The sequence below is a fragment of the Pseudomonas sp. A1230 genome (genome assembly GCF_044218825.1).
Classification (GTDB): Bacteria; Pseudomonadota; Gammaproteobacteria; order Pseudomonadales; family Pseudomonadaceae; genus Aquipseudomonas; species Aquipseudomonas iridis.
Window position 1 is genome coordinate 5,893,520 of sequence record NZ_CP162582.1, and the last position, 12,432, is coordinate 5,905,951.

13 protein-coding genes are annotated in these 12,432 nt (G+C 60.7%); 11 read left to right on the top strand and 2 right to left on the bottom strand.

What is annotated here, in order from left to right; all coding sequences use genetic code 11:
* Positions 1–321 precede the first annotated feature (321 nt).
* From AB4P97_RS27280 to AB4P97_RS27310, 7 genes are all read left to right on the top strand, one after another.
* Positions 322–1,389: a DUF2333 family protein gene (locus tag AB4P97_RS27280; RefSeq protein ID WP_042557478.1), complete on the top strand. Its 1,068-nt coding sequence runs from the start codon at positions 322–324 to the stop codon at positions 1,387–1,389.
* Positions 1,390–1,392: 3 nt separating this feature from the next.
* A complete protein-coding gene (locus tag AB4P97_RS27285) occupies positions 1,393–1,950 on the top strand; it encodes an NUDIX hydrolase (protein ID WP_042557479.1) in 558 nt (185 codons plus the stop codon).
* Between the two features lie 187 nt (positions 1,951–2,137).
* The gene (locus AB4P97_RS27290; RefSeq protein ID WP_016984929.1) at positions 2,138–2,509 is read left to right on the top strand and encodes a translation initiation factor Sui1; all 372 of its coding nucleotides are present in this window, start codon (positions 2,138–2,140) and stop codon (positions 2,507–2,509) included.
* 219 nt (positions 2,510–2,728) lie between these two features.
* Complete coding sequence (gene speA / locus AB4P97_RS27295; protein ID WP_042557480.1) at positions 2,729–4,642, top strand: arginine decarboxylase; 1,914 nt, start codon at positions 2,729–2,731, stop codon at positions 4,640–4,642.
* A 233-nt stretch (positions 4,643–4,875) separates the two neighbouring features.
* On the top strand, positions 4,876–6,219 hold the full coding sequence (locus tag AB4P97_RS27300; protein ID WP_395601860.1) for a type VI secretion system Vgr family protein: 1,344 nt from the start codon (positions 4,876–4,878) through the stop codon (positions 6,217–6,219).
* A complete protein-coding gene (locus AB4P97_RS27305) occupies positions 6,216–7,010 on the top strand; it encodes a DUF4123 domain-containing protein (protein WP_115145888.1) in 795 nt (264 codons plus the stop codon). The genes AB4P97_RS27300 and AB4P97_RS27305 overlap by 4 nt, the downstream gene beginning before the upstream one ends.
* Before the next feature lie 17 nt (positions 7,011–7,027).
* Positions 7,028–7,903 carry an alpha/beta hydrolase gene (locus tag AB4P97_RS27310; protein ID WP_395601861.1) on the top strand — a complete coding sequence of 292 codons (876 nt, stop codon included), beginning with the start codon at positions 7,028–7,030 and terminating at the stop codon, positions 7,901–7,903.
* Here the strand turns inward: AB4P97_RS27310 and AB4P97_RS27315 are convergent.
* Positions 7,897–9,246, bottom strand: coding sequence for an MATE family efflux transporter (locus AB4P97_RS27315; RefSeq protein ID WP_395601862.1), 1,350 nt, complete (start codon positions 9,244–9,246; stop codon positions 7,897–7,899). The two genes, AB4P97_RS27310 and AB4P97_RS27315, sit on opposite strands and share 7 nt — an antisense overlap.
* A 200-nt stretch (positions 9,247–9,446) precedes the next feature.
* A complete protein-coding gene (locus tag AB4P97_RS27320; protein WP_042557485.1) occupies positions 9,447–9,740 on the bottom strand; it encodes a hypothetical protein in 294 nt (97 codons plus the stop codon).
* 242 nt (positions 9,741–9,982) lie between these two features.
* On the opposite strand from AB4P97_RS27320, the gene AB4P97_RS27325 reads away from it, so the two are divergent.
* From AB4P97_RS27325 to AB4P97_RS27340, 4 genes are read left to right on the top strand one after another with little or no spacing between them, the layout of a single operon-like run.
* On the top strand, positions 9,983–10,285 hold the full coding sequence (locus AB4P97_RS27325) for a MazG-like family protein (RefSeq protein WP_007951009.1): 303 nt from the start codon (positions 9,983–9,985) through the stop codon (positions 10,283–10,285).
* Complete coding sequence (locus AB4P97_RS27330) at positions 10,285–11,034, top strand: methyltransferase (protein ID WP_210703068.1); 750 nt, start codon at positions 10,285–10,287, stop codon at positions 11,032–11,034. Before AB4P97_RS27325 ends, AB4P97_RS27330 begins: the two co-directional genes overlap by 1 nt.
* Before the next feature lie 12 nt (positions 11,035–11,046).
* Complete coding sequence (locus tag AB4P97_RS27335) at positions 11,047–11,667, top strand: DUF4136 domain-containing protein (protein WP_395601863.1); 621 nt, start codon at positions 11,047–11,049, stop codon at positions 11,665–11,667.
* Positions 11,668–11,694: 27 nt separating this feature from the next.
* Positions 11,695–12,252 (top strand): DUF4136 domain-containing protein, encoded by a 558-nt coding sequence (locus tag AB4P97_RS27340; RefSeq protein ID WP_042557488.1) that lies wholly within the window; start codon positions 11,695–11,697, stop codon positions 12,250–12,252.
* Positions 12,253–12,432: the final 180 nt, after the last annotated feature.

Consider the following 12,432-nt stretch of genomic DNA (forward strand, 5'->3'; position numbering starts at 1 on the left):
GTCACTATTCAGTTTCTGACCGAGTGGTTTTGTTTTCGGCCGGGACGTCGGCAAAGTCCCCGCAAGCAGGGCACCTTAATATATAGCGGCTAACATTTCAGGCAACTCTGTGCGTCTCACACCGATAGGGCGAAACGGCGTATTAACGGCTCTGCGTCGAAATAGCAGGTGAATGGCATCAGGGATTCCCTTAGACCTGACGGATGCGTCGAGCGCCTGCACCATTTGCGGCATATCTTCACTCGCAGGTGCCCGGCCTTGGCACGTTGTTGTATGGTTGTGGTCGAACCGTTGAACCCAAGTGATTGAAAGGATATCGCCATGCTGGACTGGAAAAACCGCGCGGGCGCCGCGCCTGAACGTGCCGCCGAGCCCAAATCGGCCGCCCGCAGCTATGTCGGCGGGCTGTTGTTCAGCCGTGCGTTGGCCACTCTGCTCGGTATTTATTTGTTGGTGACCATTGGCCTGGGCTGGTACTGGAGCCAGGAGCCGGCGTTATTTCCGGTGGCGCAAAACGCGCAAGTGGCCGCCGAGAAAGAAGGCAAGCAGATGGTGATCGGCTATACCACAGTCGAAACCCTGAAGTCCGTGGCCGGCACATTGCTCGACAAGCCGGGCGGTTACATTTCCAACGACCGTTTTCCCCCTGGCCTGTGGATGGACAACACGCCGAGCTGGGAATACGGCGTACTGGTGCAGGTCCGTGACCTGACCCGCGCCTTGCGCAAAGACTTCGCCCGTTCGCAATCGCAGTCGGCCGAAGACTCCGATCTGGCCAAGGCCGAACCGCGTTTCAACTTCGACAACAAGAGCTGGATCCTGCCGTCGAGTGAGTCCGAGTATCAGGAAGGCATCAACTCCCTGAGCCGTTATCAGGCGCGCCTGTCTGACCCCGCGCAGAAAAACGCGCTGTTTTACGCACGCGCTGACAACCTCAACAACTGGCTCGGCGATGTCGGCACGCGTCTGGGTTCGCTGTCGCAACGTCTGTCGGCCAGTGTTGGTCGGGTCAAACTCAATACTGCGCTGAAAACCGAAGTTCCGGCTGTCGGCGAAGTACCGCAGCTTGACGAAGAAGTCGTCGAAACCCCATGGATGCAGATCGACAACGTGTTCTACGAAGCGCGCGGCCAGGCCTGGGCACTGTCGCACTTGCTGCGTGCCATCGAAGTCGACTTCGCCGATGTGCTGGCGAAGAAGAACGCCACGGTCAGCGTGCGTCAGATCATCCGTGAGCTGGAAGCGTCGCAAGAGCCAGTGTGGAGCCCGATGATTCTCAACGGCAGCGGCTTCGGCGTATTGGCCAACCACTCGCTGGTCATGGCCAACTATATTTCCCGGGCCAACGCGGCAGTCATCGACTTGCGTCAACTGCTCAACCAGGGCTGATACATGAGTCAGAACGCCAAAGAGGCGGCCCATCGCGCCGCCTCGGATGCCGAACAGATCGCCTGGGTCGACGAGCAGGACAACCTGCTCGGTGCCCTGGTGCGTGCCGATCTGCGTGAACGCGGGCTGATCGGTCGCGGCACTTACATCATGTTGTTCAATTCCGCCGGTGAGCTTTGTGTGCACCGGCGAACCTTGAGCAAGGCGATCTACCCCGGTTACTGGGACGTGGCGGCGGGCGGCATGGTGCAGGCCCACGAAACCTATGCCGAGTCGGCTGCCCGTGAGCTGGCGGAAGAGTTGGGGGTCAGCGGTGTGGAACTCACCGCTCACGATCATTTTTACTTCGAGGACACCGGCAATCGTCTTTGGTGTTCGGCGTTTTCCGCCGTGTGGGACGGCCCGCTGAAACTGCAGCCGGAAGAAGTCCTGGAAGCGCGCTTTATTCCGGTCGAACAGGTCATGCAGGAAATCCGGCAAAAGCCTTATTGCCCGGACTCTCTGGCAGCTTTGAAGCGCTATCTGAAGGCGCAGCAAAGCGACGTCGCAAAGAACACATAAATTGGCGCTGATTGGCACTTAGCAATTGGCTTTTTTGCCGTTACACTGCGCGACCTTTTCAAGCTGCACCGACCTGCTTTTGTTGAAGCGCCGGTGCAGTAGCGCTGCCCCTGCCTGAGTGGGGCTTCGCGGTCGATAACCTTGCCCAAGGTTGCGATCAGTCTTTGTCCTCCCAAGAGGATTGCCGGTGGCCAAAAAAGCCGCATCCTTCGCCGCCCTTGGCGGTCTGGTATTTTCCACCGACGCAGGTCGTCATTGCCCGGAATGCAGTCAGCCGGTGGACGCCTGTATCTGCAAACAAACCGTGATCCCTGCCGGTGACGGCATTGCCCGCGTGCGTCGCGAGAGCAAGGGCCGGGGCGGCAAGACGGTGACCACCATCACCGGCGTGCCACTGGCCGAAGACGCGCTCAAGGAGCTGGCGACAACGTTGAAGAAACGTTGCGGCACCGGCGGGGCGTTGAAGGACGGGATCATCGAAATCCAGGGCGATCATGTCGAGCTACTCTTGGCGGAACTGATCAAGCACGGTTTCAAAGCGAAGAAATCCGGCGGCTAGCAGCCTCTGTGAAAGCCACCAGCGGCTTGATCCGGAGCTGAACAGTTTCAGCTCCGGCGTCGTCTCCATGGTTTTCACAGAGCCTGTTCATGACCGGTTTCTAAACTCCACGCGGTCAGCGCGGTCTACCGCCGCGCTGACGAACCGTCATTTTCATACTTTAGACTGCGCCGGCCTGAGATCAGGCGACGCACTATGACTTCTTTATAGGGGACTTCGATGTCCGTACGACGCACACGCAAAGACGATGGCAGCCAATGGACAGTTGCGGACAGCCGCAGTGTTTACGGGATTCGCCATTGGGGGGCCGGGTATTTCGCGATCAATGACGCCGGTCGCGTCGAAGTTCGTCCGAACGGCCCGAGCAGCTCGCCTATCGACCTGTTCGAGCAAGTCGATCAACTGCGCAAAAGCGGTTTGTCCTTGCCGTTGCTGGTTCGTTTTCCCGACATCCTGCAAGACCGTGTACGCCAGCTGACCGGCGCCTTCGATGCGAACATCGAGCGCCTGGAATACCAGAGCAAGTACACCGCGTTGTACCCGATCAAGGTTAACCAGCAAGAAGCGGTGATCGAGAACATCATCGCCACCAAGGATGTCTCCATTGGTCTGGAAGCCGGCTCCAAGCCGGAACTGCTGGCCGTGCTGGCGCTGGCGCCGAAGGGCGGCACCATCGTCTGCAACGGTTACAAGGACCGCGAGTTCATCCGCCTGGCGCTGATGGGTCAGAAGCTCGGCCACAACGTGTTCATCGTGATCGAGAAAGAGTCCGAAGTTGCGCTCGTGATCGAAGAAGCGGCCTCGCTCAAGGTCAAGCCACAGGTCGGCTTGCGCGTGCGTCTGTCGTCGCTGGCTTCGTCGAAGTGGGCGGATACTGGCGGCGAGAAATCCAAATTCGGTCTGTCGGCAGCGCAATTGCTGTCGGTGGTCGAGCGCTTCCGCGCGGCCGGCCTGGATCAGGGCATCCGCCTGCTGCACTTCCACATGGGCTCGCAGATTGCCAACCTGGCTGACTATCAGCACGGCTTCAAGGAAGCGATCCGTTACTACGGCGAGCTGCGCAATCTCGGTCTGCCGGTCGATCACATCGACGTCGGTGGCGGTCTGGGTGTCGACTACGACGGCACGCACTCGCGCAACGCCAGTTCGATCAACTACGACATGGACGATTACGCCGGTGTCGTGGTCGGCATGCTCAAGGAATTCTGCGACGCGCAGAGCCTGCCGCATCCGCACATCTTCTCCGAAAGCGGCCGCTCGCTGACCGCGCACCACGCCATGCTGGTGGTGCAGGTGACTGACGTCGAGAAGCACAACGACGAGATCCCGAAGATCGAAAACAAGGAGTCGCTGCCGGAAACCGTGCAGTGGCTGGTTGACCTGCTCGGCCCGACCGACATTGAAATGGTCACCGAAACCTACTGGCGCGCCACCCACTACATGAGCGACGTGGCCGCGCAGTACGCCGATGGCAAGCTGACCCTGGCTGAAAAAGCCTTGGCCGAGCAGTGCTACTTCGCCGTGTGCCGCCGCCTGCATAACTCTCTGAAGGCCCGTCAGCGTTCGCACCGTCAGGTGCTTGACGAGCTCAACGACAAGCTGGCCGACAAGTACATCTGCAACTTCTCGGTATTCCAGAGCCTGCCGGACACCTGGGCGATCGATCAGGTCCTGCCAATCATCCCGCTGCACCGTCTCGACGAAGAGCCGCTGCGGCGCGCGGTGCTGCAGGATCTGACCTGCGACTCTGACGGCAAGATCAACCAGTACGTCGACGAGCAGAGCATCGAGACCAGCCTGCCTGTGCACGGCTTGAACGAAGGCGAGGACTATCTGTTGGGCGTGTTCCTGGTCGGCGCCTATCAGGAAATCCTCGGCGACATGCACAACCTGTTCGGTGACACCGATTCGGTGAACATCTATCAGAACGCCGATGGCAGCGTGTACCACGCCGGCATCGAGACCCACGACACCATCGAAGACATGCTGCGTTATGTGCACTTGTCGCCGGAAGAACTGATGACTCACTACCGCGACAAGTGCGCCAGTGCCCGCATCAGTGCCAGCGAGCGCACGCAATTTCTCGATGCCTTGCGTCTGGGCCTGACCCGCTCCTCCTACCTGTCTTCCTGAGACCAGGTTGCTGTCTCGCCGGGTTGTCTGAAATTTTCCCCATTACTGTGGAAATTTCGGATAGCCCGGTAGGACATATCCCAAAATCTTCGCGATATGTTTGGCTATCCCGGTCAGCAAAGTCATCCGGTCTGCTTTTCGCGTAGGTCATTTCCTAAGTTGTACTTCAGCTCTCTACTCGGCCATGGCTCTCGGCGAGAATCCCCGACCGCCCCTCCTGTAGAGATCTGCCTATGTTCGATCCAGTCAACGAGTCGTCGTTTCGTCTCGATGTAGCGGGCCTGTCCGACCCTTTCGAAGTCCTGGCCTTTACCGGTAGCGAAGCCCTCAACGAACCTTTTGCGTTCGAAATCGATGTGTTGATCGACGATCCGCAACTGGACCTCGCCGGCCTGCTTTATCGTTCGGCGTTCCTCTGTTTCGGACCGTCGGGGGAGGGCGTGCACGGGCAGTTGCAGAGCCTTGTCCAGCATGAGCACGGACACGGTTCGCGGTTGAGCCGGATCCGTCTGGGAGCGAAACTCGCTTGCCTTGATCTGCGCATCAGCCAGCGGATCTTCAGCGGCCGCTCGGTGCCACAGATCATCGAGCAGGTGCTCAGGGAGCACGGGATCGTCGGTGCCCAGCGACGCTTCGAATTGCGTGGCGACTACCCGGCCCGCACGTTCTGCACGCAATACCGCGAATCGGATCTGCAACTGCTGCAACGCTTGTGCACACAGGCGGGTATTCACTATTTCTTCGAGCATACGCACGACAGGCATTGCCTGGTGTTCGGCGATGATCCGGCGCATTTTCCGCTGACTGGCGCCGCGCCGTATCAAAGTGAACAAGACGGCAAAAGTACCTGTCCTGCGGTGCACCATTGGCAGTTGCATGAAGCGATGCAGGCTGGCTCGCAAGGCTTGCGGCAGGCAACAAATGCCGAAGGACGCAGTGATCTCGCGGCGTTGCGCAGCGGGCATTGGCTGCGCCTGGTCGGGCATCCTTTCCCCGAATGCAATCGGCAATGGTTGTTGACCCGAATCGAACACAGCGCTGATCTTTCCCTTGATTTGCCGTATGCCAACCGATTGTTTGCCGCCGCGCAGTTACCCTCATCGGCACCGTCGCGCTTGCGCATGCACAGCCTGCAACGGGCCTGGGTGGTGACCGTAGACGAACCGCAACCCGACCGATTCAGGCCGGTGGCGGTGCAGTTCGACTGGCTCTATCAGGGCGAAGGTGCGGCGCCGAGTCATTGTTGGCTGCCGCTCGCGCCGGCCTTGGCCGAAGCACCTTTGCAGGCGTTGGGCGATGGTGTCGAAGTGGTGGTGAGCTTCTTTGAGGGTGACCCGGATCAGCCAATGATCAGCGGCATTTTACAGTCGTCAGTCGCTACTGCGCAGATCAGCGATGCGCCAACGCCGCCGCTGCCGGACAGCTTGGCGAGTGAAGGCTTGCAGCAAATGCTGACATCAGGCGAGCCATTGCTGTTGTTGTGCCTGATCCCTGGGGGCGGCAGTTTCAACCATTGCACAGAGGCGGTTTGCAGTTGTCGGCTGGTCACCACGCTTGAACAGAGCAGCGCAAGATGAGCGGCGTGGCGCTTGAGCCGATAGCGCAATGGCTGTTGCTCGACGGCGCGGACGCAGCGCGGGCCTTGACGACGCTGCGCCAGGGTTTCGCCGGGTTGCCGAGTTTCAAGCTGTTCGACGGCACCGAGTTTGAGCCGGTCAGTGAACACGGTCCCGTGCTTGTCGATATGCGCGACAGCCCGGCGCTGGCGTCGCTGTGTCACACCGATCCGGACACCTGGCGCGGGCTGTTGATGGACAGTGAAGCATCACCTCGGGAACTGCTGAACCACTTGCAACGCATGCTCACGGTTTCGTTCGGGATGAGCCATCGGGCCCTGCTCAGCTATTACAACCGCCAGACCGCGAGCTATTTTTTCGACGCCTGCGATGCCGCGGAACTGAGTCGCTGGCTCGGGCCCATCCGCCTGTTGCACTGGTTCGGTGGCACCTGGGCCGATCGCGCCATCGGCAGCCAGGGCTGGCAGCAGTTGCGCAATCCGGGTCTGGCCGTGGAGCCGTTGAGCATCGAAGAAAGCCTTACCCGGCGACAGTGCGAACGCCTGCAAACCTGCCTGCTGGAGCAACACATCTGGCGCTGGTGCCAATCGTTGGGAACCGATTACGCGGCGATGGCCTCCCATGTTCAACAAGGCCTGGCGTTGGGCTTCAGCGACCGCACCGTGCTCGAAGGCTGGTTGTGGCTACGCTTGCAGCATCCGCGTGCAGTGCTGGTGCCGCCGCCGCAGGATTTGACTCAGCAAGAGCGGCTCGACCATGTGCGGCGCCAATGGCGCAGCGATCAAATTTGACCTGAGGTTCGGCGCGTATGGCAGGTTTTTTCCGGCAAGGATTCGGTGCATTGTTCGGCGGTTTTTTGCTGTTGGTGTTGAGTGCCTGTTCGCCGGTCAAGCTGCTCAATGCGCTGACCCCGGACAGCACGTTCGACAAAACCGCCGGTATTGCTTATGGCGACGATCCACGGCAAAAACTTGATGTGTACGTGCCGCGCCACGCTTTGCCCGATGCGCCGGTCGTGGTGTTTTTCTACGGCGGCAGTTGGAACAGCGGTTCGCGCGAGGACTACAACTTTGTTGGCGAGGCGTTGGCGTCGCGGGGCATTGTCGCGGTTGTGGCGGATTATCGGCTGTATCCGCAGGTGCGTTATCCACTGTTTCTGCAGGACGCTGCGCGGGCGGTGGCATGGACCAAGGCGCACATCCGCGAGTTTTCCGGCAATCCACAGCGTTTGTACCTGATGGGGCACAGCTCGGGTGGCTACAACGCGGCGATGCTGGCACTGGACGGCGATCTGCTCGCTGCGGCCGGCATGTCCCCCAAGGACCTGCGCGGCTGGATCGGTCTGGCCGGGCCGTACGACTTTTTGCCGATCGAGAACCCCGCTGTGCGTCCGGTGTTTTTCTGGCCGAACTCGCCGCCGCAGTCGCAGCCGATCAATCATGTCAGTCGCGATGCGCCGCCCGCGCTGCTGATCGCGGCGAGCAAGGATGATCTGGTCAACCCGACGCGCAACACCGGCGGCCTGGCGCACAAACTGCGCGCAGCCGGGGTGCCGGTGCAGGATTTCTACTATTCGCGGCCCAATCACATAACGCTGGTGGCGACGCTGTCGCGACCGTTACGCGGACTGGCGCCGGTGCTTGATCAAGTGGTCGGCTTCATCAAGCACACGCCCAATCAGTGAGCGGCGCCGGTGAACCAGCCGTCGTTGCGCTTCAGCCACCAGGCTTGTGCACCTAGGGTCACGCTGCGCAGCACCATGAACAGCAGGAACGTTATCCACAGGCCATGGTTGCCCAAACCTTGCAGCGCCCACGCGAACGGCATGAGCAAAATCACCGTCACGAGCATGCCGTTGCGCATTTCCCGGGCCCGGGTGGCGCCGATAAAAAGACCGTCGAGCAGGTAGCTCCACACCGCAACCAATGGCAGCACGGCGAGGTAGGGCAGGTAGACGAACGCGGTGTCGCGTACATTCTGGATGTCGGTTTGCATCTCGATGAACAAGTGCCCGGCCAAGAGAAACAGCAGGGCAAAGCCGAGACTGGCGATCAGCGACCAGCCACCGGCAACCACCAGTGAACGGCGCAAGGCCAAGCGGTCACGGGCACCGATGGCGTGTCCGCACAGCGCTTCGACCGCATGAGCCAAACCATCCAGGGCATGGGCGGTCAGCAACAAGCCATTGAGCAACAGCGCGTTGGCGGCGACCGTCGCATCACCGAGCCGCGCACCTTGCACCGTGATCAGGAAAAACACCGATTGCAGCGCCAGGCTGCGGATGAAGATATCGCGATTGACCGCCAGCAGCGGTCGCCAGCTCTGCCACACCTTCAGCGCGGCCCAGGCGATGTGCCCGGGATAGGCGCGCAACGCTTTGCGGGTCAGCAGCAAGCCGAGCAGGGCGCCGCTCCATTCGGCGATGACCGAGGCCCGAGCGGAGCCGACCACGCCCCAGTCCAGGCCGATGACGAACCAAAGATTGAGGACGATGTTGATCAGGTTGGTCGTCAGCAGAATCGCCAGCGGCGCCCGCGCGTTCTGGGTGCCGAGGAACCAGCCGACCAGCGCATAACTGGCCAGCGCGGCGGGCAGGCCGAACAACCGGGTGTGGAAGAACTCGCGAGTGAGCTGATCAAGCGCCGCCGACGGCTGCATGAAATGCAACGCCACGCCGCTCAGCGGAACGCCCAGAGTGCCGAGTACCAGTGCCAGTCCCATTGCCAGCAGCAAACCTTGCAACAGAATCTGCCGCAGCGCCGCACCATCACTGCGCCCGGCCGCTTGTGCGGCGAACCCGGTGGTGCCCATGCGCAGGAAGCCCATGGCCCAGGCGAGAAAGGTATACAGGCTGGAGCCGACAGCCACCGCGCCCAGTTGATGGGCGTGGGGCAAGTGGCCGATGACGGTGCTGTCGACCAGCGCTACCAGCGGCACGGAAATATTGGAAAGGATCATGGGCGCCGCGAGCGTCCAGACCTTGCGGTGAGTCGGGCGGTCGCGCCAGTCGGCAATCAGGTTGGACATGCGGGCTCCTTGGGGGAGCGGGGATTGTAGCGCTAGAAGCACCCTCACCCCAGCCCTCTCCCGGAGGGAGAGGGGGCAGATCTCCGTCGTTTGCAAAATCTGATTTCGACTCGGTATTTCACGTCGGCGTATAGCCGCAGAACACCACGGTCAGTCCATCTCCCTCCGGGAGAGGGTTAGGGTGAGGGGCTTCTAGAGGTCTAGTGAATAATCCAGCTCAACAACCACAACCCCAGCAACAACCAGATAATCCCGGCAATGATCGACGCATTCATGAACGCACGGATCGCCGACCACAGCAGCATCAAGCCGACAATCAGGGCAATGATGCTGATGATCGAAGTGTCCATCCCCAGCGTCCTGGCCAGGCCGTCGACAAAGTTGCCACCGGCGTTGCTCAGTATGTTGAACAAACCACTGAGGCCATCGACGATAAAGCGGATGACCGCACCGAGTGCCTGGCCGAGCCATCCGAAAAAGCTTTCTACCTGCATGTGTGCATCCTGATGAAAGAGCTGAGCCTTGGGCCACAACGCAGGTGGCCGAGTTCCCTGCAACTATAGAGGGTTGCACGGATCCTGTGGGAGCGAGCCTGCTCGCGAAGGCGTCGTTTCAGGTAAATCAATGTTGGATGACCCAACGCTTTCGCGAGCAGGCTCGCTCCCACAAAAGCACCGCATGTTCGCTTGCGTTCAGTCGCCTTCCCCCCGAAGCTATACGCCTTCAGGAGAACCCGATGAACCTTGTTGAACTGACCGAACGCCTGCACGCCATTCGCGATCGCAATGACTGGCGGCAATTTCACAGCCCGAAAAACCTTGCCATGGCCGCCAGCGTCGAGATGTCCGAACTGGTGGAGATCTTCCAGTGGCTGACGGAAGACCAGTCGCGCCAGTTGCCGGCGGACAAACTCGCCCACGCCGGGCAGGAAGTGGGTGACATCGTCTTGTATCTGTTACTGCTGTGCAGCGAGTTGGGGTTGGACATGAATGAAGTGGTGCGCAGCAAACTCGCCGACAGCGAACGGCGGTTCAGCTGATGAGTGACCGGCATTTCGATCAGTTGGCGACGCGTTTCGCCGAAAAAATCTATGGCGGCGCCAAAGGTGCCATTCGCCTCGCGGTGTTGCAGGCCGACCTTGCCGAAGCGCTGCCGGATCGCCCGTTGCGGGTGCTCGATATCGGTGGTGGTCTGGGGCACATGTCGCTATGGCTGGCAGAGCGTGGCCACGATGTGACCTTTACCGAGCCGGCCGAGCCGATGCTGGAAGGCGCCCGCCAGCGCTTTGCCGAAGCGGGGCAAACGGCGACGTTCATTCAGGCGCCGTGGCAGGAACTGCCCGGCCAGCTCACTGAACCCTACGACCTGGTGATCTGCCACGCCGTGCTTGAATGGCTGGCCGAACCCCACGCGATTCTGCCGGTGCTGCATCAGTTGACCAAGCCCGGTGGCTGGTTGTCGCTGGCGTTCTACAACCGCGATGCGCTGATTTATCGCAATCTGCTCAAGGGCCATTTCAAGAAAATGCGCAAGAACGTCATGGCTGGCGAAAAGCAGAGCCTGACCCCGCAGCAGCCCCTTGACCCGCGAGAACTTGCAACGCAACTCGAAGGCTTGTGGCAGGTCGAAAGCCAAAGCGGAGTGCGAGTTTTCCACGATTACATGCCGGTGGAATTCCAGGCCCGCGTCGAACTCGCGGATTTACTCGAGATGGAGCTCGCCCACCGTCGTCACCCAAGCTTCGCCGGGCTTGGGCGTTATTTGCACTGGATCTGCCGGCCGATCTGATCGGAGCGCGACATGAAAGCTCAATCCGGGTTATTGCTGATCTGTCTGGGGTTGGCTGCCTGCCAGGGCAGCAATCCGTATGTGGCGCAGTCGCGGCCCTTGCCACCGGCGCCGCCGCAAGCTGCCAACACGTTTGACCGCAGTGCCTATCCGGCGCCACCGCGTGATTATGGGCGCTATCGCAGTTGGGCCTGGCTCAACGGGCAATTGCCGCCGGGCACCGCGTGGGCGGATTCGGCGCAAGTGGCCGAAGCGGTGAGCAATGCGTTGGATCAGCGTGGTTTACGGCCGTTGCACGACAATCGCCCGGCGGATCTTTTCGTTACTGCCGACCTGCGTCTGGAAACCCGCTTGCGTCAGGAACGGGACGATTACGGCTACTACGGTGGATACGGCGGGTACGGCAGCCATGATCGTTACGGACGCGGTTACGGCATGTACAACACTGTGCCGATCGTCCGTACCTATCAGGAACAGGTCGTGGTGGTGCGGGTCGATCTGTTCGATGCCGGGACCGGTCAACCGGTGTGGAGCGCCAGCGCCGAAACCGCTAACAAGGGCAGCCAGATCGACCGCACCGATGCGGTTCGCGAGGCTGTGGAAAAGGCCATGTCGGCGTATCCTCCGAGTTAGCTTCCTGCCTACGAGTGGAGAAAACCCATGTTCCGCCGTCTCGCTTTACTGGCCATGGCCGCGCTGCTCAGCGCCTGCGCCTCGAACCAGGTCAACCATGACTTTGATGCCAGCCGCGACTTCGCGGCCTATCGCAGCTGGAGCTGGAAAGATCCCGCCCTGCAATATCGCCCGGATGATCCACGGATCAAGAGCGACCTGACCGAACAAAGGATTCGTCAGGCGGTGACCGATCAGCTCGATCAACGTGGTTTGCGTCCCGCTGCGGCAGGCGTGAAGGGTGACCTGAACGTGCAGACTTACTTGATTGTCGAGGATCGCCAGCAGCAAGTGACGACCAACTACGGCGGCGGTTGGGGTGGCCCATGGAATGGTTACTGGGGCGCGCCGATGTACAACGAAACCCGCAACATCACCTACAAGGTCGCGACCATCCAGGTCGACTTGCTTGATGGCAAGGACGGCAAACTGGTGTGGCGCGGCAGCGATGAGCAGATGCTCGCCAGCAGGCCGAATCCAGAGGACCGCAGCAGCGCCATACGCGAGACAGTCGCGCGCATCCTCGCCAACTATCCTCCGCGCTGATTCCTTCTGAGTGACCTCAGACCCTGTGGGAGCCGGCTTGCCCGCGATGACGGCGGCACATTCAAGATTGATGTGTCTGACACACCGCCATCGCGGGCAAGCCCGCTCCCACAGGTTTCGTAGATATCCCATGAACCGCATTTCAGGTTGATGCCGCTAACGGGGCTGGCTTGTTGCCAG

Excerpts from the sequence above, each read along its gene's own strand:
- AB4P97_RS27340 (WP_042557488.1), top strand. The coding sequence starts at position 11,695 with ATGTTCCGCCGTCTCGCTTTACTGGCCATGGCCGCGCTGCTCAGCGCC.
- AB4P97_RS27285 (WP_042557479.1), top strand. The coding sequence starts at position 1,393 with ATGAGTCAGAACGCCAAAGAGGCGGCCCATCGCGCCGCCTCGGATGCC.
- AB4P97_RS27325 (WP_007951009.1), top strand. The coding sequence starts at position 9,983 with ATGAACCTTGTTGAACTGACCGAACGCCTGCACGCCATTCGCGATCGC.
- AB4P97_RS27330 (WP_210703068.1), top strand. The coding sequence starts at position 10,285 with ATGAGTGACCGGCATTTCGATCAGTTGGCGACGCGTTTCGCCGAAAAA.
- AB4P97_RS27310 (WP_395601861.1), top strand. The coding sequence starts at position 7,028 with ATGGCAGGTTTTTTCCGGCAAGGATTCGGTGCATTGTTCGGCGGTTTT.
- AB4P97_RS27315 (WP_395601862.1), bottom strand. The coding sequence starts at position 9,246 with ATGTCCAACCTGATTGCCGACTGGCGCGACCGCCCGACTCACCGCAAG.
- AB4P97_RS27320 (WP_042557485.1), bottom strand. The coding sequence starts at position 9,740 with ATGCAGGTAGAAAGCTTTTTCGGATGGCTCGGCCAGGCACTCGGTGCG.
- AB4P97_RS27335 (WP_395601863.1), top strand. The coding sequence starts at position 11,047 with ATGAAAGCTCAATCCGGGTTATTGCTGATCTGTCTGGGGTTGGCTGCC.
- speA (WP_042557480.1), top strand. The coding sequence starts at position 2,729 with ATGTCCGTACGACGCACACGCAAAGACGATGGCAGCCAATGGACAGTT.
- AB4P97_RS27305 (WP_115145888.1), top strand. The coding sequence starts at position 6,216 with ATGAGCGGCGTGGCGCTTGAGCCGATAGCGCAATGGCTGTTGCTCGAC.
- AB4P97_RS27280 (WP_042557478.1), top strand. The coding sequence starts at position 322 with ATGCTGGACTGGAAAAACCGCGCGGGCGCCGCGCCTGAACGTGCCGCC.
- AB4P97_RS27300 (WP_395601860.1), top strand. The coding sequence starts at position 4,876 with ATGTTCGATCCAGTCAACGAGTCGTCGTTTCGTCTCGATGTAGCGGGC.